The following is a 22,284-nucleotide window of genomic DNA, read 5'->3' as shown; positions in this document are numbered from 1 at the left end:
TAAGGAATTATCATGCCAGCTAATCTAAAAACGCCCGGCGTTTATATTGAAGAAGATGCGTCCCTTGCATTGTCTGTCAGCAACAGTCCCACCGCCGTGCCTGTTTTTATCGGTAAATTCACCCCAAAAACCGTAGAGCCAACTCAAGCCTGTATTCGCATCAGCAATTGGCTGGAATTTACTTCCGCTTTTTCTTTGGCTCCAGTGACAGAAATTGTTATTACATCGAGCCTTGAATCCTCTTCTAATAGCGAAATAAAAAAAGAAGAGGCCGAAAAAGAAAAAGCCGAAAATAAAGAGACTGAAACCCAAGAAACACCCAAAGTTCAAGCTCTCTCTGCCACCGAAGCAGAACCCAAAAAATGGCTCCACAATATTGAGAGAATCAATCAATCTCTGGCCGTAGAAGCCTTGAGGCTCTATTTTCAAAATGGGGGCGGAACCTGCTATATCTACCCATTAAACAATATTAATGACGAATTGGCTCTGGCTGCCATTCCCGAATTAATTGAACAAAAAGGGGATATCACTCTACTGGTTTGTCCAGAAGCAGAGTGGGATTACAAAAACAAAGTTTATGATGCAGTCAGCTCACTGCTGAACGATAACAAAGTGGGCTATTTTATGATTGCAGATAGCCCTGATGGTGAATCGATACCGAGTTCAGGAACTCGCACCAAGGTTGCCGCCTATTATCCTCAGTTGGAAACCAACCTGAAATTCTCCGCCTTGCCCGATGATAAGGACGTTATGATCAGTGGGTATGAGGATGAATCAGGCAAGGATAAACTGAAAAATCTGGATGAATTCAGGAAAAAAAATGAAACGCTGGCGCAGGATATTGATGCCAGATTGCAGCAGGAGCAACAACGTCAACTCACTCTTCCACCCAGTACCGCCATTGCCGGAATTTATTGCCAGACAGATAACCAGCGTGGCGTCTGGAAAGCCCCCGCCAACGTTGCACTGACAGGCGTCAAGGGATTGACTGATAAAGTCGATGATGATCGGCAAGGTGCTATGAATGACAAAGGTATCAATGTCATCCGTTCATTTACGGGTCGTGGCTTAATAGTTTGGGGAGCCCGTACTTGTACAGATGTCAACGATACCCACTGGCGCTACATTCCTGTCCGTCGTCTGTTCAATTCCGTTGAACGCGATATCCGTCAGGCACTGCGTGCCGTGTTATTTGAAACTAATAACCAACCGACCTGGATGCGCGCCAAAGCCGCTGTTGACCAATATCTTTATGCTCTTTGGCAAAAAAATGCCCTGATGGGAAACAGCCCGGAAGAGGCTTATTTTGTCCATATTGGTCAGGATATCACCATGTCTGATGCGGATATCAAACAAGGCAAAATGATCATGAAAGTCGGTCTGGCCGCAGTGCGACCGGCTGAATTTATCGTTCTGCAATTTACGCAGGATGTCACTCAGTAATCTCCATAAACACCGGGCACTGTATCAACAGTGCCTATCTCACCCAATTAAAGGAGATGATGATGGAAAGAATTCAACCGGGCGTGATCTTAACAGAAAGTATCATCAATACGGGTCAGCAAGAAATACCCAGCGCAGTGCCGGTATTTATTGGCTATACCGCCCACAATCAACAACAAGCAAAAACCGCCGTTCGTATCGACAATCTGGCGGAATATACCCGGCTATTTGGCGACCATCATTTGATGGCATTGGCAGTCAGACACTATTTCGATAATGGCGGGCAACAGGCTTTTGTTTTACCACTGCAAGGCAATATACCTTCAGCAAATATCACTCAAGCGGAAGCCAAGGCACTGATTGAAGCACTCGACTCTGACGCAGTGAAAGAAGCCATTGGCGGGGAAACACAGATCACCCTGATTTTGGCACCGGATATTGCCCGACTAAATGACAGTGTGATTGATGATCAACACACTTTGGTCAATTTATGGTCTCAGGGTTGGAGTACACTGCTGCAACTAAGCCAGATCCGCTCTAATCTCTTTGTGCTGTTGGATGCGCCGGATGAGGTTGAACAGGCACGGCAATGTCTGGAAGGTCTCTCGTCAGAGTATCGCCAATGGGGAGCCGCTTATTGGCCGCGTCTGGAAACCACTTATCAGGATATATCCAGCCCCCAAAATATTGTGCTCTCCCCTACTGCCGCTATCGCAGCACTTATCCAACACACGGATAGCGAAGTTGGTGTATGGAAAGCGCCAGCCAATATTGCCCTGTCTCAGGTTATCCGGCCGGTTAAGTCGTATCTTCAAGGGAGTGCATTGTTTAACACCAATGGAACTTCTCTTAATGTGATCCGCACTTTCCCCGGCAAAGGCATACGCGTATGGGGATGCCGGACGCTGGAAAACACAGATAACACGCCGTGGCGTTACCTGCAAACGCGACGCTTGGTTTCTTATGTCACCGTGCACTTGGCGCAATTAGCCCGGATGTACCTCTTTGAGCCTAATAACGAATTGACGTGGATGAAATGCAAAGGACAAAGTTACAACTGGCTACGGCAACTCTGGTTACAGGGAGGCTTGTACGGCTCACGGGAAGATGAGGCATTTACTGTGCTGTTAGGGGTAAATGAAACGATGACCGAAGAGGATATCCGTGCCGGGAAAATGATCATGAAAGTCGCCTTGGCCGTCTTGTCTCCCGCTGAATTTATCGAGATCAGCTTGGTATTTGATACCCAAACGGGCGGGCTTTTGTCTTAAAAAGGAAAGAGCACAATGAACGATTATTACACCCCCGTGGTATCCCACCGTTTTATGGCGAGTTTTATTTTTAATGGCATTCCTGATCCACTGGATATTCGTTTTCAGCGCATTTCCGGCCTGAGTCGGGAACTCCAAGTCACCCAACATAGCCAAGGTGGCGAGAACGCCCGCAATAACTATCTGGCCGAAAAGATCCAACACGGCACATTAACGCTGGAGCGTGGCGTGATGACGGTTTCCCCTTTGACCTGGATGTTTGACCGGGTATTGCGCGGAGAAAAACTCGCTTATGCCGATGTGGTGATTATGCTGTTAAACGAAAATTCGCTGCCCTTGTCCAGTTGGACGTTGAGCAATGCCTTACCGGTACGCTGGCAGACCAGTGATTTTGATGCGAATAGTAACGCCATTCTGGTGAATACCCTTGAACTGAGTTATCAGGATATGTGCTGGTTAGGAGTCAAAGTATGACAGTCGAAATCAGAGAATTAATTATTCAGGCAAAAGTGGTTTCATCAGCACCAATACTACCAACACAAACGACTGGAACAGCTCAACAAGGCCATTCTTTGATTCAGGAAAGTCTGGATGAAGCCATTTGGGTTGAAAAAATTAAACGCGAAGTGCTGGCGGCATTACGCGATGAGGAAGGGTGGCGTCCATGAGTTTAATAGAACGTGGTTTAGCAAAACTGACCATTAATGCTTATAAAGACCGGGAAGGAAAAATACGGGCAGGCACCATTCAAGCCATGTATAACCCTGACTCCCTGCAACTGGATTACCAGACGGATTACCAACAATCCCAAGCAATTAATAGCGAAAAGCAGAGCAGCATTTATGTACAGGCCAAGCCTGCCGGGTTATCCCTTGAACTGATTTTTGACGCCACAATGCCGGGCAACAAAACCCCGGTTGAAACTCAGCTAATGCAGCTCAAACAACTGTGCAGCGTGGATGCCACCAGTAATGAAACGCGATTCCTGCAAATCAAATGGGGAAAAATGCGTTGGGAAAGCCGCGGCTATTTTGCCGGCAGGGCGAAAGGCTTATCGGTGAATTACACCTTATTTGATAGGGATGCCACGCCTTTGCGGGCACGGGTTATCCTGACATTAGTGGCGGATGAAAGTCTGATCTTGCAGGAGACAGAGCAGAACCTGAAATCCCCGTCGAAAATCGCCTTACGGGTACAGGATGGCGTTTCACTGGCCCTGATGGCGGCCAGCACCGCTTCAACGCTGTCTGGTGGTGTCGATTACCTGACGCTGGCCTGGCAAAACGGACTGGATAATCTCAACGGATTTGTACCGGGTGAAATATTGCAGGCCACCAGAGGAGACGACTCATGAGCCGCCAACTGAAAATCATTGCAGATGGTAAAGCGCTGTCCCTGTTGGCCGCTGTCGATGTGGACACCTATTACCGCGTTAACAGCATTCCTTCTGCGACGCTGAAACTCAGCCTGCCAGACAGGCCACTTTCCTCATTCAGCCAAACAGGCGTACAGGCTGAGCTGGCCCATTGTCAGGCAGGAAAAACCCTGCGCCTGGAAGTGACTGACGGCGGCAGAAAATCGGTGCTGTTTAACGGGCTGATTACCCGTCATACGTTGAAGATCAAAAACAAGCAATTATTGCTCACTTTGGTCGTCAAGCATCGGTTGCAATTGATGGCAGATACTCAGCACTCACAACTGTTTAAAGCCAGTAACGAAAAAACCATCTTAAATACCTTGTTGAATCAAGCTGGCATCAAGGCTCGCTTTGAACGGATAGCTGCATTAGATCAAAAGCATGAGCAGATGGTGCAATTTCGCTGTTCAGACTGGCGTTTTCTGTTGTGTCGGCTATCGGCAACTGGCATATGGCTGTTACCCACGACAGAAGGTGCTCAGCTTGTCCAGCCTGACGCCCTGAAATCCAACCCAACCCATACCCTGAAAAGCCGCGGGGATGAGAAAAAAGATATTATCGTCAAGGATGCCAGTTGGCAGTTTGATAACCATCTTAACCCTGCTTCGCTGGAAGTCAGTGGCTGGGATATCAGTAAACAGCAGGAGTTATCAGGCGGTCGCTATGGCAGCATTGCTGTAGGGAAAGCCGCACTCTCCCCTGACAGGCTGGCATCTTTAAATAAAACGAGTTGGGACATTCGCTACAGTAGCCCGTTAACCACCCAAGAAAGTGGTTATCTGGCACAGGGGCTGTTGCTGAATCAACGTATTTCTGGTGTTACAGGTGAATTTCTGCTGAAAGGCGACGGACGTTATCAGTTAGGGGACAACATTCAATTGACGGGATTCGGTTCACAACTGGATGGAACGGCAAGCGTTACTGCGGTTCGCCATCGTTTTAACCGACGAATTGATTGGGAAACCACATTGAGCATTGGCTTACAACAGGAATATCTGCCGATGTTGCCCGATGCCACCGAACTCCATATTGCAACAGTCGCGAAGTACCAGCAGGACAAAGCCGCCCTGAACCGCATTCCGATTATTCTGCCGGTACTGAATCGGCCGAATGAATTTCTGTGGGCAAGACTAGGGAAACCTTACGCCAGCCACGAAAGCGGTTTCTGCTTTTACCCGGAGCCCGGTGATGAAGTGATTGTCGGCTTTTTTGAAAATGATCCGCGTTATCCGGTGATTCTGGGCGCAATGCACAACCCGAAAAATAAAGCGCCTTTGGAACCTACCCAAGATAATCAAGAAAAAGTGCTGATGGTGAAAAAAGGAGAAACGCAACAACAAATCGTGATTAATGGCAAAGAGAAAACAATCCAAATGAGTGCGGGAGAAAACCAAATAACGCTCCAGCAGGATAAAGATATTTCACTGTCAACGAAAAAAGAATTCACACTGAAAGCACAAACAATGAATGCCCAAATGGAGCAGGATATATCTCTATCAGCGAAAAAAGATTTAACACTGAAAGCGCAGACAATGAATGCCGAAATGGATAAATCGCTCAATCTGTCTGGCAAGAACAGTGTTGAGATCAAAGGCAGCAAAATTAATCTTACCCAGTGAAAGGTGAACAATGGAAAACCAAATACTGACACAACTCTATGGTCGTGGCTGGGCTTTTCCTCCCGCCTTTTCCCTTGAAAAGGGAGTGGAAATGGCAGAAGGAGCAGAAGAGGTGCGCCAAAGTTTGCACATTCTGTTCAGCACTGAGCCGGGGGAGCGCCTGATGCGCGAAAATTATGGCTGCGGATTAAATGATTTTATGTTTGAAAATATCCGCAACGAACTGTTTGCTGAAATTGAATCCCATATTCATGACAGCGTATTACGTTATGAATCACGGGCAGATATTACCGATATCCAAGTCCGTCAGTCGCCAAATAATAAGAGTACCTTGCAAGTGCAGGTGATATATCGCCTGCGGGGCAGCGATATTAATCAGCAAATTCAGGGAACTCTGGCGTTGGGTGAAGGCCGGGTGATGGAGGTGGTATGAGTGAAGCCATTGTGGTAGATGGAGACACCTTACTGTTTGATCTCAGCTTTGGGAATCGACAGGTAACACCTTCCAGCCCAGCTAAAATCAGCGGCACAGGACATGCACAAGTGAGCGGAAAGAAAGTCTGCATTCTGGGGAATGAAAAACAAGTCAGGGTTTCAGCCACCTATTTCACCGCAACACACACTACGCCGGGAACAGGAACCATTACCATCAGTGCGTTGGATACCAGCCAGCAGGCTCTTCAGTGTACCAGTGGAGCGCCTTTAATTATTAAGGGGCAGAAATTCACGGCGATGTTTACGCCTGAATCTCCCGCCATGAATAATACGGTGACTCCACCCCAACCGGATGTGATGACACCTTCACCGGGAAAGGGGAGTTTTATCACTCAACAAAACTTTGCCACCGTAAATTAAGGCATTGGCTGAATAAAATAGAAATTAAATGGTGTGAATAATCACTTATTCACAGAGGAATCGCTGTGCCACACAGGTGATATTATGGAATTAACTGAGTTAAATAAAAAATTATCAGACTTGGTACCGATGAGCGATTTTAAATTAGATAATCGCACCAGTTTGCAATTACTCAAATATATTGAGGATTACACCAAAATAATTCCCTTTAATCAGGACAATAACCATTGGAATGATTTTTTCTTTATGGCGAATAATACGCCAGAGAAACTTGCTGAATTATATCAAGGGGAAATGGAAGCCAATGGAGAATTATTACCTCATCAGGCTTTTCTATTAGCAGTATTACGATTGTTGGAAACCCCAATATCTTTATTGAATACCTTACCGGCGGCTCATCGCGAGCTCTATTATCGGGCGCTTTTGGGGCTGTCTTCCCGCCCGGCACAACCTGATCAAGTTGCTTTGTCGGTGGAACTGAATTCCACTGTCACAGAGCAACTGCTCACTAAAGGCACCTTATTTGAAGCAGGGCAAGATGAACAAGGCAATGCCCTGCAATATGCGCAGGATGCCAGTTTGTTGGCGAATCGTGGTTATATCAGCGACTTGTGCTGGCTCCGTAAAAAAGAAAACCAACAATGGGTTACCGCGACACCGTGGGATTCTCAGGCACAGTTATCATTGCCATCTGATGGAATACGGTTATTCAGTGAAACTGATTTGGATAAATCGGTATTGGGCGGGGTGTTAATCACCTCTGCACAACTGATGATGGAAGAAGGGACAAGAAAGATAACGGTTACCTTTGATAAAGACATGAGTAGCCAAAATCTGGTCGCCCAAATCAGTAGCGGTAATCAATGGCTAACCTTGACGCCCAAGGTGAACACAAAAGAAGTCACACTGGAGCTTTCAGATAAAGAACCCGCAATCAGCGCACCAGAGGATCTGGATAACCTTATTTTCAGTGAGCCAGTACTCAGGCTACAGGGAAAAGATAGCCAAGCACTGCCTACGGTAACAGCACTTAAAGTACAAGAAACAATAGTCGATAAGACCGCGTTCGATACGTATAACCTAACCCCCTTTGGTTATAGCCCCGAAATCAGTGAAACTGATTTGGATAAATCGGTATTGGGGGGGATGTTAATCACCTCTGCACAACTGATGATGGAAGAAGGGACAAGAAAGATAACGGTTACCTTTGATAAAGACATGAGTAGCCAAAATCTGATCGCCCAAATCAGTAGCGGTAATCAATGGCTAACCTTGACGCCCAAAGTGAACACAAAAGAAGTCACACTGGAGCTTTCAGATAAAGAACCCGCAATCAGCGCACCAGAGGATCTGGATAACCTTATTTTCAGTGAGCCAGTACTCAGGCTACAGGGAAAAGATAGCCAAGCACTGCCTACGGTAACAGCACTTAAAGTACAAGAAACAATAGTCGATAAGACCGCGTTCGATACGTATAACCTACCCCCCTTTGGTTATAGCCCCGAAATTGAGCCATTGGAAGAAAATCCCGTGTTATACCTTGGTGTCACTGATATCGAACCGGGACAAACCTTATCGCTATATTGGAAATTAAAATCGCCACAACAACCTACAAAAGTTTTTTGGTATTACCTGAACCAAAAGAATCAATGGGCGACATTGGATGCGTGGGTCAATGATAAAACCAAAAATCTGTATCAAGATGGCACTTGGCAAGTTGTACTGCCCGCAGATGCGACCAATCAAGCAACGCGTATGCCAACGGAACGCTATTGGTTAAAGGCCGTCGTGGTTATCCCCACACACAAAGGTTCATGGGGAAAAAATCCTTGGTTATATGGCCTGATCTATAACGCCATAACAGCAACATTGGTCAATGTCGATAGCATCAGTAACAGCCATTTCTTAGCACCATTACCGGCTGGCAGCATTCAACGTCCGGTTGAACCCATCATGGTGGTCGCTTCAATCAACCAGCCTTGGCCGTCATGGAATGGACGTGTACCGGAATCCTACAACGCTTTTTTTGAACGGGGAGCACAACACCTGTCCCACCGTAACCGTGCCTTAACCTGGGGCAATATGGCAACACTGTTAAAAGAGCATTATGTCAGCATCTTTGATGTTAAGTATCCCAGTAATGATGAACTCACCAGAGTACCCGCACTGGAGAAACAACAACTGACAATTATTCCGGCCAACCGCTACAACGACAGTGATGATCCATTTCGCCCGGTACTCAACCCGGCACGCCTGCAAGGAATGGCCGAGTGGTTACAGCAAAAAAGTTCTCCCTGGGCTGAGATTGAGATCAGCAATCCCCAATATGTTGATGTGAAAATCAATTACACAGTGATTTTTAAGCCAGATGTTAACGAAGATTTTGGCTATCGCCAGCTACGACAGCAACTCAGTGAGGCGTATATGCCCTGGAGCGTCGATGAGCAGCGCCCCGTTATGCTGAATAACAGCATTAATTATTACCAGTTACTGGCGACCATCCAACAGCAACCGCTGGTTGAACGGGTCACTTGTCTGACACTGCGTCGATCAGATGCAGCTAAAGGCAGTGATATCACTGCATCAGTAGAAGCCAAAGATAATGAGGTGCTGATTTTAGTCTGGGAAGCAGATGACAAGCTGCAATGCCGAGGAAATAACTATGAGTAATCAAGATGCACTATTTCACAGTGTAAAAGACGATATTCACTTTGATACCTTGCTGGAACAGGCTCATCAGGTGGTTGAGCAACAGGCCGGAAAACTGTGGAGCGACACGGCAGAACACGATCCCGGAATCACCTTTCTGGAAGGGCTTAGTTACGGTGTGTCAGATTTGGCTTACCGTCATACCCTTCCCTTAACAGACTTATTGACTCCTGCGCCCAATGAGCAAGGACAGCAAGACGGGATTTTTCCCGCTGAATTTGGCCCTCACAATACGCTGACTTGTGGGCCAATCACCACTGATGATTACCGGAAGGCATTACTGGATCTGCATAGCAGTGACTGGAAAGGAAAAAAGTCAGAGTCAGAACAGGATAAAGGGGATTTTCTGTTCCGTAACGTGCAACTGGTACGTGAACCGGAAACGCAACGCTACGCCTATTGGTATGATGCCACCAAAAGGGAATATAGCTTTGTCGAGCGTAAAGAGGCAAAAAAGTTTACGCTACGGGGAAATTACTGGCTCTATCTGGAACCAACCCGTCGTACTCAGGAGAATCTGACTACTGCCGATCAACAACTAAAAGACTTTTTGACGCAAAACCGCAATATTGGTGAATCGGTCAGCCAAATTATCTGGTCAGAACCGGTTGATTTCCCGCTATTACTGGATATTGAACTGGATGACGATGTAAAGGTACAGGATATCCCAGTTATTTTTGCTGCCGTCTATACTACAGCAGAACAATATCTGATGCCTGAGGCACAGCGTTACCACACTGAAACGCTGCAAGATGCGGGAATGCGCAATGATGAAGTCTTTGAAGGGCCACGATTAGAACATGGCTGGATCCCTGAATTACCGACAGCCCGTGATTATACCAAGTCGATTATCCTCAATCTTAGCCGGTTGGTTAATAAGCTGCTTGAAATTAAAGGCATTCAGAATGTAATCCGCCTTCGACTGGATGATAATTTTAATCAGGATCTGATTACACCGATTAAAGAGGATAGTTGGTCATGGTCAATTAAAGAAGGCTACTATCCTCGCCTGTGGGGTAAAGATCCAATCTATCAACTAGCACAACATGATGGCCCGTTAAAGGTGATTGCCAAAGGTGGGATCAGCGTCACAGTTGATGAAGACCAAATTCGGGGCAGTTTACCTGCTTCTCCCCTGATTCAGAATAAACCTGTGGTATTGGTTTACGGGCGGCATCGTGATGTGGGTCGTTATTATCCCGTCAGCGATACTTTGCCTGCTTGCTATGAGCTACAGCAACCCTTATCTGAAGGTGAACATGCCCAACGCTTATTGTCACTTCACCAATTTATGCTGCCATTTGAGCAGTTGTTGGCTTGTGGCTGCCAACAAATTGCCATGCTGCCAAAATTGTTGGCTTTTAAGCGTGAAGGATATGAAGTTTGGGGCGATCAATGGCCGTTTAAGCCGGGTTCTGTCAATGATGAAGCACATCAGGATTATGCCCCCGCGTTAAAGAAATTTTTAGAACAGATTGCACTTGATAGCGATCACGAATTGGATATCGTCAATTATCTGCTTGGCTATTTTGGCACTCAGCGGGCGCCACGCACCTTTACCACGCCCATTGAGGATTTTCGTGATGTCCAACAAGGCTATCTGGCGCAGCAACCAACATTAACTTATCACCGTGCCAATATTCGGATTGATCAGGTCTCGTCACTACAAAAACGTATTGCTGCCCGCATGGGGTTAGGCAATGAACTGTTTAAACCGGAGCCTGATCTGAGCCAACTGCCTTTTTATCTGGTGGAACATCGGGCACTACTGCCAGTTAAGCCCAATAACCAGTTTGATAAAGAGCAGCAGCCAGATTCAGTAACAGAAGACAACCAAACCGATCAGCATTATTTGGTGATTAAACAAGCAGGTATTAAGGGCAAGCTGACACAGGGGCAAGTGATCAATTTAGTCGTCTATGAGGGCGAACAGAACCAAAACCGATTTACCGTGCGTGGTCAAATGATCACCAAAACCGAAGGGGATCAGTTTTGGCTGGACGTGGGCAACAGTACTCAACTGGAATACAATCTGGAACGGGTCATGACTGCCGCCAAAGCGAAAAAATTGTTCTGGCAAAACAGCGTGGTCTGGATGGAGGATATGAACTATCGTTTAGCCTACGATAGCGACCAATCCCAAAATGGAAACCCGTTGCCTGAAAACCAACGGCGCCTGACCCGCACAGCACAAACTCCTTTCCCATCCCTGATTGCGGTAGGTAATGAAATTACCCTGACCAAAAATTTAGGGATAGTCGGTGTCATACAGGAATATGCTGATGAATCAGAAGAATTGTATGCCAAAGTCGTCAGCTTTGATCGCATCAAGGGCACCTTGGTTATTGAACGTCAGAAACATTCTACGTTGGCGTTTCCTGACCCAGAAAAAGCCTGGCGATACAGTTGGCATTTTTCTGGTGAAGAATATGAAAAGACAGACCGTTTCTCATTTGTTATTAGCGTGGTGGTAAACAGTGATTTAATTAAAGTACCCGGTGTTGATCCCTATAAATTAGAGGAGTGGGTTAAGGAAACCATTCTTACCGAATTCCCTGCCCCTATTTCCATGATTATTCATTGGATGGATCGGGAACCCTTTTTAAATTTCGGCAATACTTATCAGCGTTGGCAAAACAATGGCGCGCCATTAGGGGATGCCGCCTATTCCATTCTGGAAAGCTTGACGTTAGGTAAATTACCTTCTTCTTTAAAAGGAGTAGGGACAATGCGTGTTGCCACACCACAACAAAGAGAGGAAGTTGTCGGTAAAAATAACGATCAGTGGAATACTGATAAGATAATCCAGAATGAATTATTCTATGTTCCCAAAGAGAACGAATAAAAAAAACAAGCAACTATCAATCACAATTTTATATTAAATCTATTTTATGGAGTTAACCATGAAAGAAGTTCGTTATTCTGCAAAAATACAAGAGCAACAAATATCATCTAATGCAAAAGGAATTGGGCCTGAAACTGATAAATTAAAAGATAAATTTAAAGAAGGCAGTATTCCCTTGCAAACCGACTTCAATCAATTAATCGATATTGCTGATGTTGGACGCAAAGCCTGTGGTCAGGCACCACAACAAAGTGGCCCGGGAGAAGGATTGAAACTGGACGATAGTGGTACGCTTAGTTTAAAAATGGGCACTCTTTCCAACCAAAATTTCTCGCCGTTAATACTAGAAGAGCATGTTTTATCTGTAAGCCTTGGTAGTGGTCTGATTAATCAAACTGACGCAATAAGTGGTAGTAAAGGGGTTGCAGTTAAAGCTAGTAATGGAATTAGTGTCAGTAATACGGGGGTTGCAGTAAAACCCGATAATGGAATTAGTGTCAGTAATACGGGGGTTGCAGTTAAAGCTTATAATGGAATTAGCATTGCTAGTACAGGGGTTGCAGTTAAAGCTTATAATGGGATTAGCGTTGCTAGTACAGGGGTTGCAGTTAAAGCTTATAATGGAATTAACGTTAGTAATAATGGTGTTGCAGTAAAACCTTATAATGGAATTAGCGTTGATAGTAATGGTGTTGCAGTTAAAGTTAAAACTGATGGTGGAATTAAAGTAGACGCTAATGGTGTTGCAATTGATCCTAATAAGATATTGCCAAAAGGTATGATTGTAATGTTTTCTGGCAGTAGCGCACCAGAAGGTTGGGCTTTTTGTGATGGAGGAACTCATAGCGGGGTTAGAGTTCCAGACCTGAGAAATAGATTTATTCTTGGTGCGAATACTTTATCTGAGCAAGTTAATTCTTCAGGAGCCATCAGTGGCAGTGGTAGTAACAGAACTTACAATGTAACAACAACTGCAAGTACGGTTTCAGTTAATGTGAATGTTAATTCAACATCATTAACAATAGATCAAATACCCGCACATCAGCATATTGGTGGTATGAGATTCCGTTCCACTAGTGGCATGGAATTTTCTTACTCTACGAGAGTAAGTGGTTATTCTATAAATAACTCTTCGCTTACAGAGAGTGATTCTTGGCCTTACGGCCCTTATACTAGTTATGTAGGAGGTAGTAATGGACATACCCATACCGCAACAGCAACATCATCTACACATTCTCATTCAGTTAATGTTTTACCTCCATATTATACTCTGGCTTTTATCATCAAATTATAATAAACATTAAATATGGCAATGAGCGTTTAAAAATACGCTCATTGATTAATGTTTGGTAAGGTTAACTTCTGGAACTTCTATACGATGGTCTCTGAAAAGCATGGCGTCAACTTTATTGATAGAATCACTATTTCCATTGATATTTCATATTATAACAATGAAAAAATAATGGATGACCTTTCATCTTTATTTAATAAAAAAATTAAATATATCATTAATGATGAAATTACAAATCTGCCATTAAATATAAATAGTAAATTATCTATTAAAAGGGTAATTCTAGATCTTGGTAATATTGAAATTGATTTATTTGAAAGAGAAATAACAAGAAGATTGGAAGCGGAATTAAAAAAATATTTTAAAAAATATCATGATTACTTCAAACCCCCTTCAAATACAGAAAAAATATACTCACAACCAGAAAAAGAAAAATTAAATCAAAATATATATATAACAAATAGAGAATCTAATAGTAAAAAAATCCCATTATGTAATTTCAGCAAGAAAAAACCAGAACAATCAGTAAATAGCATACATCCCAATGTCTTTTATGAATCTTCATTAATAAAAAAAGTGGATCATTACTTGAGCAAGGGGAACTGGTTATCTAATGACAGTAAACACCATGCTACAAATATTGTGCGTATTGATAATAAATTCTGGCGACAGATCAACCACCAACCACAACAATGGCTACCTATGTTAGCTAAACACTGTTTACAACCAGCAGGGCTAAGTCGCTTAATTCAACTCTGCCAGCCAGATGTTCTTACTATGCTTTGTCAGTTATTTACTGAAACAACAACATCTGAATTTATTAATTCGCAAGCACAAGCAAGCATAGTTACAAAAGTGACGCCAGAAAAATTAAGTTTTGCAGCTGAATATTATCTTCAACAGCAGATGAAACATACCCATGCCACACAACAAGCACTTGCATTACAAACTCAAAATAAACTGACCTTTCATAAAAATATTATTGAAAATAATTTTAATCCATTAAAACAGGATAATAACGAAGCTAATACGCTAACAGAAACAGCATTACAAACTAAGATTAAGCAAACACCAACGGTCAATATGGCTCAGAATGATAGCAATCTATTAAAACAGACTTGCAATAACCCCCATATGCAGATGGATGCAATCCCCCCACTTGCACTCCAGCCCATGCAAACACACCATCAGCCAACGGCCACACAACCGCATTATGGTTTGATCAAGGAGATTGCAGAACAAAACCCTGCGACTTTACAAAACAGGGAGCAACACAAAGAATTACCGGAATCAGCTTTATCAGCGAAAATATCACCCATACAACTTAATAATGGGATTCAAACTCCATCTGCACAATCCGTTTTACCCATCAGCAATGCCGGTTGCATAATTTTATGGCCGCTATTGCCCACATTTTTCCGTGCCTTTGATTTATTGGAGAAAAACCGATTTATCAACCTTGAAGCACAAAGAGAAGCCGTTTGTTTACTTGATTGGTTAATTTGGGGCGAAGAGGAAATACCCGCATGGCGACTGACTCTCAATAAAATACTTTGTGGATTATCCATACATGATAACGCGCGCTGGCATCCCCCAAAACCAGAACAACAAATTGCCATCAACCAATGGCTGGAAAAAATCATCGAACAACTTCCGGCGTGGAAAAAAATGGGCGTAAACGATGTGCGACACTTATTTTTGCAACGTTACGGGGAATTAAGTGAATTAAACAATATGACAAATATCCATATTAAACCCGAAGTTTATGATGCACTAATAAGCGAATGGCCATGGCCAATGAATATAGCGAGCTTTAGCTGGTTGAAACACCCCATCACCATAACGTGGTTATAACCATCAAATACAATAAATTTAGTCTGAGTAAAAAGTTATGAATACAGCGCCTGTTTTCCCTGATTTATTTCAGCAAAATAATGACCCTAATTTAGCGTTTTTATTTAGCCAACTGGAACGCATCGATCTCGTTCTTCAATACCATGTTCATTGCGTATCAGCTCAGCGAGGTGATCTCCTTGATGAGTTTCTGTTAAGCGAAGAAGATATTATCGCCAGACTGGATAACCCAGTGGGTAAACCCCATTGGCTCAATGATGATTGTCTGGCAATACCACAGACAGTTACGCCCGTGGCATCCCGGTTAACTGAATTGGTTGCACGTTTTGAACTAACTGATTTTGAAAGAGATGTGTTGCTGTTAGGTTTACTGCCCCATTTTGATAGCCGCTACTATCAACTGTTTGCGCTGATTCAAGGAGAACAACAATCCCGGTTTCCCACTTTTACGCTGGCGTTGGAACTATTTTGTCACTCAGTTCTGGAGAAACAGGCACAACAGGCGAGTTTTCTGCATCGATCCCCTCTGATTGGCTGCCAGTTATTATCCATTGATAGCCGTCAGAAAACGTCACTCTGGATTCAGACACCTTTTATTACTGACAACAGCGTGTATCATTTTTTACTTGGGCACCACTATATTACGCCTGATTTGGAACATTGTTCTGAATGGTTAATTCCCGCAGAAAATGGTTATTACCCAACCAAATTAAAACAATTGCTCAGTAACGCATTGTTATCTGACCATGATGATATTCGTCCCATTATCTTATTAAAAGGCATTACCGACAGCGCCAGAACTCATGTAGTTGCCAATATCATGGCGTCCGAAGAGCGGCAAACACTAATAGTAGATATCACTAAATTGGCTGACAATGATGATAAAACTCTGCTTTCCCAAATAAAGTCTATTTTGCGGGAAATTCGCATGCGCGGCGCCTGCTTAATATTGCGAAATTTTTGCTTATTCGCCGAACAGAATCAACAGCTACTGGAACCTCTGTCAGGTTTATTGCATCAACCTGAATTAAGGATTATTTGTTTAATTGAACCTTCTTCTCCACTGGTCTGGTTGAAAAAATTATCGGTATTATTGGTAGAGATGCCTGTTTTGACCTCAAAGGAAAAAGCCAATCTATTAACGGCTCAATTACCCAATCACTGCGCAAATAATATTGACGCAATAGCCTTAAGCCAGCGTTACACCTTTAACCCTGAAACCCTGCCATTGATTTTGCAGGAAGCCCTGCTTTACCAACAACAGAGAAATCCTTTGGATATTTTGCAGCAATGCGATATCCATAAGGCACTCAATTTACGCGCCCAGCAAAATTTTGGCCAATTGGCGCAACGTATTACGCCTAAACGTTCATTAAAAGATTTATTAGTATCCGATGATATTACTCAACAGATACAAGAAATACTCACGGCAATTAAGTATCGGGAACAAGTTTTGGTGGGGGGGTTTAAAGATAAGATTGGTTATGGTACCGGTGTCAGTGTCCTGTTTTATGGTGATTCAGGTACGGGAAAAACCATGGCAGCAGAAGTCATTGCCAATTGCATTGGCGTTGACTTAATCAAAGTGGATTTATCCAACGTCGTGAATAAATACATCGGTGAAACCGAAAAAAACTTATCCCGTATCTTCGACTTAGCAGAGCAGGATGCCGGTGTTTTATTTTTTGATGAGGCAGATGCTTTGTTTGGTAAACGTAGCGAAACCAAAGATGCGCAAGACAGACATGCCAATATTGAAGTCTCTTATCTATTGCAACGACTAGAGAATTATCCGGGATTGGTTATTTTATCCACCAATAACCGCAGTCATTTGGACAGTGCATTTAATCGCCGTTTTACTTTTATTACTCGCTTTACTTATCCGGATGAAACTATCCGCAAGAAAATGTGGCAGGCAATCTGGCCTGAAAATATCAAAGTTGCTCAGGATGTGGATTTCGATAAATTAGCCCAACGAACAAGCATAACAGGGGCAAATATTCGCAATATTGCTTTATTGTCTTCACTTTTTGCTGCGGAGAATAACCATAACGAAGTCAGTAATGAAGATATCGAAATAGCATTATCACGGGAACTCGCTAAAGTGGGTCGGTTAATTTTTTAAAATTCATGACAATAAAAATAAGCCAAATATTAAATATACTGATGACTTAATGGTTATCACAATAATAAATTAAGAGGATTTTTTATGTTAAAAACGCAAACTGTTATTGATGTCAATAAAGCCATAAAAGCGGCTCTGGAAAAATATCTGGATAAAAAGGTTGCGATTCGTTTTGATCTGCCTGAATTGGATACCGTACCATCTGATGCGATGGTCAGTGTCTTTCTTTATGATATCCATGAAGATCTACAGCTTCGTTCAACAGAATCCAGGGTATTTAATGCCGCTTCAAAGAGATTATTGCCGGGTTGGGCCAATATCAAATGTAATTATCTGATTACCTATTGGGAATCGACCAAACCCGCAACGGATGCCAGCAGCCCAGATAGCCAACCTGATAATCAGGCAATACAAGCCATGTCACAAGTTCTGAATGCTTTGATTAATAACCGCCAATTGGCAGATATTCCCGGCGCTTATACTCAGGTTGTACCACCGAAAGAAAGTTTAAATAGTTTAGGAAACTTTTGGCAATCATTGGGTAACCGCCCTCGTCTCTCTCTAAATTACTCAGTCACAGTACCCATTAGCCTCACCGATAAGCAGGATGAGGTGATTCCGGTAAGCACCATTTCTTCTACAGTGGAACAAATTGCATCGCTCAGTCAGGAAAAGATTAGCCATGATTTGCGAGAATTACTGATTACGGAATTACAAATACAACCTGTTGCAGAATCAGAAAGTGAAGAAAATATTAGGCTAGCGCTGAGCAAAGTTGAACTATTAACAACGAAAGAGGCTATGACTCCAGACAATTCAGCAGAAATTGCTATATCCCTGTCTGTATCAGGTATTACCCACCAAAAATATTTAGAGGATATCAATAAAACTTTTAATCTCTGGTTAAATAATAACAAAACTGTTATTACGATCGATTATTATGGAATCAGGATTAAGGATATAGAAAAAAACCATCTTTTCGGTATTTAATTTATTATTGTTCCCGTAACTCATTAAATAAAAGTTTATTTTAACTGGGATATTATTATGTTTATTTTAGGACATAAAAAATAAAAGGAAAATAAATTCTGTTTTCCTAAAGGTTCAGTTAATAGTAGCCAAGCAAGAATAATTTTCATTCTTTTAACATAATAATATCGCTCATTAACCAAACTAGGCCTAATGACATAAACCAACCTTATGAATAACAAGGTTTATTTATCATATATAGTAAACATTCCATTATTTTTTAATAAGATTTATTTATTTTAAAGTAATATTTATGAACGCACTGATTTGTATATTAAATTGTTGACAAATTCTAATGTGTATATATGATTATTGCATAATTAATGATTCTCACTGTGATGAGTAATTCATCAAATCATGTCATTAAAATAACAATGTAACTAATTTATTAATGATTTTATAACACCAGGAATAAACCCTATTGCATTTAAAAAGGAGTTGAGGTGTTTATTTCAAAAGACTTAGCAAATTTTATTGTTGTAGCCAAAAATAAATCAATAAATAAAGCGACAAAGGAGCTTTTTATCACACAGTCGCCAATTAGCCGAAGCTTAAAAAAACTGGAGTTCTCATTAGGTGTAAAACTTTTTGTCAGAAAGAGCCAAGGGTTAGTTCTAACGGAAGAAGGAGAGTGCCTATACAATAAAGTGCTATCAATTTATGAACAACTTAAAAATATCGAAAATGATTACAAGAATCATAAACAACCCTATTATGATATTTACAAAAAACAATACAATGATTTAACATAAAAAATAACCAGATAGATAAAATATATTCCAGATAACGATTTAACCATATTAAATAAACTTCAATATATACTTAAACTAAAAGGAAATATAATATGCCTGGATATCTCAGAGAGGCCGCGCCAGTACAAACACATTCTATCGATAGCGATCTAGGTAGCTTTACATCGGAGACAAGATTAAATTCATATATAATACCGGGAAACGATCTCATTACTCTAGATCAAATTCGAAATTATAAATTTTGGAAAGAAAATATTTCTCAATATTACAAATTTATGGTTGTTACCAAGGAGCATTTAAAGAAATTAGATCTCACTTTAAAATCAATGGACTCCACTGAGTCTTCAAAAATTAACCTGGCAAAAAATATAGGAACCACTGCACTACAATCTGTATTAAGTACAGCCGGAACGGCTGCCAGTGGTGCTATTGGGGGAGCAATAGGAACAGCCATAGCTGGTCCAGTAGGAACTATTGTTGGTACAGGGGTAGGTATGGCATCAAGTACCGGATTAAATTATATTAGCAAGAAAGCTGTCGGAAAATTAAATGATCAGCTTGGAATTGTACATCCTTATCCTAAAACAAGAAATATGATATTAGATATCAATAATTATGATAAGAATTTGATAACGAAAACAATTAAAACTGAAACTAACAAAGATAATTTGAAAGTCACCGCGGCTAACCTGCTAACATCACAACTTGCGGGTAAATTATCTCCGGTTAAAATCCCTGTATATCAACTTGCTGATTTGGCTGTATCGCATTATAAAGCATCAGGAAAACTCAGCAAAGATAAGGCTGAACATATATTGGATTTCACTAAAAAAATTAGTGAAGTGATAAATGAGAGCCATTCTGACGCAGTTAATTTTATGCGCAGAGAATATGGGGATGATGAAATGGCCCTTACTGGGTTATTCTCTAAAATAAAGAGAGATAAATTAACTTTAGATACACTGGTGAGGGCAAAAAATAAAATAGAAATCAGAATTAATAGTATTAATAAACAAGTACTAAAACTTTCATCAGAAAATAGAGATGAATAATTAATTCATAGTGGTATTTATAGTAAACATCAACAAACCTTAATCAAGAATTCAGAGGATACAATGGCATACAGTTATGACAATAAAATGATTTATAAAAAAAAGTCAGAGTTAAATAGGAATTTGGATGCTTTACATCTCGATAAACCCGATACAGAAAGAGTTTCCGCTGCCTATCAAGGTCTGCTATCGCCTTACATGGCAAGATTCCAGAATAAAACTGGCTCGATTCTTAAAAAGGAGAGCAAAAAAGCATTACAAAACTATGCAGCCCATGCTGGTTATTTGCATAATAATACCTATCAAGATGGTTTTATTAATTTTAAAGACAACAACCGAAACCTAGGTCGTGGAAAATTATTTCCCGGTGTGGAACTGCTGCCTCGGAAAACAATTCCGATCAACACACCAGAAAGTGGTTATAAAAACAAACCTAGCAATAATATAGTACGCACACTGAGAGATGATACAGCAACGGAATACCGGGTAAGCGATATGAGTCAGTTTATCTCAGGGCTGCAAGACATGTATGAAAAAAATGGGCAAACGCTACACCCGATGACTCAACGTCTGGTTGAAAATCATATTGCACATAACGGGGGCATTTTGCCGACAATGGCAGGTATTGCCGGTCTGCATGCCGAAGTACAAGCGTTGAATCAGATACTTATTGCAGCAGATCAGAATGAACCTCTTAATCCAGCACGCTATACCAAAGCAATGTTTCAATCATCCATTTTCACCAAACGGCTGACCACAGCGAATGCCGGGCAAGACTTCCCTGCTTGCCATAATTGCTCTGGTATTATTCAATCACCGGCCAATGTGATTACAGGAACGGTTGACAGTGCAGGCAGCAATTTTTCTAAGCAGGTAGCAAAACGCCATCGTTCTCAGTCACTAAGTCAATAAGTGACTCCCTTTGTGAACCTGAACAAGGTTCCATAGAAAAATCGTAATACACAAACTATTTTGCGGCCTAATCATAGAATTAATTTCAATTATTATTGCCAATTTATAATTATAAAAAAATAATCATTTAAGCCACTCATTACCCATATAAATCGCCACATTCTCATTGAACATGGAAAGATGTAAAAAGATTGAAGCCCTATAAGAACCAGAAAAATAACCGATCATCCCGATTGAAATATTAAGGAATCGTTATGCCCGTATATGAAAATAAAGAAAAGAGAAAGTATTCAAAAAACCCTTCAAATAATGCTTCGCCTAATAATCAACTTATTGATCAAAGTCTGGAACCTACCTCACAACAAGAAACAGCAACACCGTTTCTCATCAATGAATTTAAACAAGGTGATATTCTCTATGGTCTGGATGCACCAAGGGCTAGTGCGTTATCAAAGCTAGACAAAATGGGATTTAAGCGTAAAGGCCCTGCACCAGATTCTTCAAAAACATTTTTTTCCAGATTCGGTCAATTTCTTGGAAAAAAGGAAAAGATAAAAAACAATATACTGATACAAAATGACATAACCAATGCTGTCTGGGATACCAATAAACCAACAGAATATGCCAGCGATAAAAGTATCAAAAAAGAGTTACATGATTACAAACGTGCGATGGGGTTTAGGGAATTTCTCTCTACTCATCCTAAATACAATGTTAAAAATGATGAAGCACTCTTAACAGCATTAATGAGAAACCCATCACTGGGCGCGGCAGTACCGCTCTGGAAAAAAACAAGTAAAGCCGGATTGGAATATCAGTTAATGCACAGAAAAGCCCCTGTTCATTTTTTAGCTGATACTATTGGGGATGATATTAATACCGTGATATCAAAAAAGGATCACGGTGCAAGTATAACGTCCAGTGAATTACGTTGGCTATATCGCCATAAAGATATCGAAGCCGTTAAGCAGAATTTAAAATTTTGGCGGGATGGGAAAGCAATCCCTCACAGTGAAGTGTTTGCTGAAGAAAAATGGAATAATTATCACCCTAAAAACAGGTATCCCAAAAGCGCTAATCAATAAATAAGTTAGTATTACTGAATTGGGC

Annotated in this window: 18 protein-coding genes; all 18 read left to right on the top strand. The window is 41.7% G+C overall.

Annotation, left to right across the window (positions count from 1 at the left end):
• Positions 1 to 12: 12 nt before the first annotated feature.
• The 18 genes from Xenpb_RS13695 to Xenpb_RS13610 all read left to right on the top strand — a co-directional run bounded on the left by Xenpb_RS13695 (position 13) and on the right by Xenpb_RS13610 (position 22,259).
• Positions 13 to 1,443 carry a phage tail sheath C-terminal domain-containing protein gene (locus tag Xenpb_RS13695; protein ID WP_187654839.1) on the top strand — a complete coding sequence of 477 codons (1,431 nt, stop codon included), beginning with the start codon at positions 13 to 15 and terminating at the stop codon, positions 1,441 to 1,443.
• Between the two features lie 62 nt (positions 1,444 to 1,505).
• Positions 1,506 to 2,714 carry a phage tail sheath C-terminal domain-containing protein gene (locus Xenpb_RS13690; protein WP_187654838.1) on the top strand — a complete coding sequence of 403 codons (1,209 nt, stop codon included), beginning with the start codon at positions 1,506 to 1,508 and terminating at the stop codon, positions 2,712 to 2,714.
• Between the two features lie 15 nt (positions 2,715 to 2,729).
• Positions 2,730 to 3,188, top strand: coding sequence for a phage tail protein (locus Xenpb_RS13685; protein WP_187654837.1), 459 nt, complete (start codon positions 2,730 to 2,732; stop codon positions 3,186 to 3,188).
• The gene (locus Xenpb_RS13680; RefSeq protein ID WP_187654836.1) at positions 3,185 to 3,382 is read left to right on the top strand and encodes a DUF5908 family protein; all 198 of its coding nucleotides are present in this window, start codon (positions 3,185 to 3,187) and stop codon (positions 3,380 to 3,382) included. The genes Xenpb_RS13685 and Xenpb_RS13680 overlap by 4 nt, the downstream gene beginning before the upstream one ends.
• Positions 3,379 to 4,068, top strand: a complete 690-nt coding sequence (locus Xenpb_RS13675; protein ID WP_187654835.1) for a hypothetical protein — start codon at positions 3,379 to 3,381, stop codon at positions 4,066 to 4,068. The genes Xenpb_RS13680 and Xenpb_RS13675 overlap by 4 nt, the downstream gene beginning before the upstream one ends.
• Positions 4,065 to 5,750 (top strand): phage baseplate assembly protein V, encoded by a 1,686-nt coding sequence (locus Xenpb_RS13670; protein ID WP_187654834.1) that lies wholly within the window; start codon positions 4,065 to 4,067, stop codon positions 5,748 to 5,750. The genes Xenpb_RS13675 and Xenpb_RS13670 overlap by 4 nt, the downstream gene beginning before the upstream one ends.
• A 10-nt stretch (positions 5,751 to 5,760) precedes the next feature.
• Positions 5,761 to 6,183, top strand: a complete 423-nt coding sequence (locus tag Xenpb_RS13665; protein ID WP_187654833.1) for a GPW/gp25 family protein — start codon at positions 5,761 to 5,763, stop codon at positions 6,181 to 6,183.
• Positions 6,180 to 6,605 carry a hypothetical protein gene (locus Xenpb_RS13660; protein ID WP_187654832.1) on the top strand — a complete coding sequence of 142 codons (426 nt, stop codon included), beginning with the start codon at positions 6,180 to 6,182 and terminating at the stop codon, positions 6,603 to 6,605. The genes Xenpb_RS13665 and Xenpb_RS13660 overlap by 4 nt, the downstream gene beginning before the upstream one ends.
• 84 nt (positions 6,606 to 6,689) lie before the next feature.
• Positions 6,690 to 9,275, top strand: a complete 2,586-nt coding sequence (locus Xenpb_RS13655; RefSeq protein WP_187654831.1) for a hypothetical protein — start codon at positions 6,690 to 6,692, stop codon at positions 9,273 to 9,275.
• Complete coding sequence (locus Xenpb_RS13650) at positions 9,268 to 12,159, top strand: hypothetical protein (RefSeq protein ID WP_187654830.1); 2,892 nt, start codon at positions 9,268 to 9,270, stop codon at positions 12,157 to 12,159. The genes Xenpb_RS13655 and Xenpb_RS13650 overlap by 8 nt, the downstream gene beginning before the upstream one ends.
• Positions 12,160 to 12,217: 58 nt before the next feature.
• Positions 12,218 to 13,453: a tail fiber protein gene (locus Xenpb_RS13645; protein WP_255523143.1), complete on the top strand. Its 1,236-nt coding sequence runs from the start codon at positions 12,218 to 12,220 to the stop codon at positions 13,451 to 13,453.
• Positions 13,454 to 13,537: 84 nt separating this feature from the next.
• The gene (locus Xenpb_RS13640) at positions 13,538 to 15,304 is read left to right on the top strand and encodes a contractile injection system tape measure protein (protein WP_187654828.1); all 1,767 of its coding nucleotides are present in this window, start codon (positions 13,538 to 13,540) and stop codon (positions 15,302 to 15,304) included.
• Between the two features lie 37 nt (positions 15,305 to 15,341).
• Positions 15,342 to 17,429 (top strand): ATP-binding protein, encoded by a 2,088-nt coding sequence (locus Xenpb_RS13635; protein ID WP_187654827.1) that lies wholly within the window; start codon positions 15,342 to 15,344, stop codon positions 17,427 to 17,429.
• 84 nt (positions 17,430 to 17,513) lie between these two features.
• Complete coding sequence (locus Xenpb_RS13630; protein ID WP_187654826.1) at positions 17,514 to 18,419, top strand: DUF4255 domain-containing protein; 906 nt, start codon at positions 17,514 to 17,516, stop codon at positions 18,417 to 18,419.
• Between the two features lie 482 nt (positions 18,420 to 18,901).
• Positions 18,902 to 19,210, top strand: a complete 309-nt coding sequence (locus tag Xenpb_RS13625) for a LysR family transcriptional regulator (protein ID WP_187654825.1) — start codon at positions 18,902 to 18,904, stop codon at positions 19,208 to 19,210.
• 92 nt (positions 19,211 to 19,302) lie between these two features.
• On the top strand, positions 19,303 to 20,262 hold the full coding sequence (locus Xenpb_RS13620) for a hypothetical protein (protein WP_187654824.1): 960 nt from the start codon (positions 19,303 to 19,305) through the stop codon (positions 20,260 to 20,262).
• A 63-nt stretch (positions 20,263 to 20,325) separates the two neighbouring features.
• On the top strand, positions 20,326 to 21,174 hold the full coding sequence (locus Xenpb_RS13615) for a YwqJ-related putative deaminase (RefSeq protein WP_187654823.1): 849 nt from the start codon (positions 20,326 to 20,328) through the stop codon (positions 21,172 to 21,174).
• A 254-nt stretch (positions 21,175 to 21,428) separates the two neighbouring features.
• Positions 21,429 to 22,259: a hypothetical protein gene (locus tag Xenpb_RS13610; protein WP_187654822.1), complete on the top strand. Its 831-nt coding sequence runs from the start codon at positions 21,429 to 21,431 to the stop codon at positions 22,257 to 22,259.
• The last annotated feature ends 25 nt before the right edge of the window (positions 22,260 to 22,284 follow it).

The organism is Xenorhabdus sp. PB62.4 (assembly GCF_014467285.1).
Taxonomy (GTDB): domain Bacteria; phylum Pseudomonadota; class Gammaproteobacteria; order Enterobacterales; family Enterobacteriaceae; genus Xenorhabdus.
Note: the sequence above shows the minus strand (reverse complement) of the source record. Positions and strands in the feature narration are given on the sequence as shown.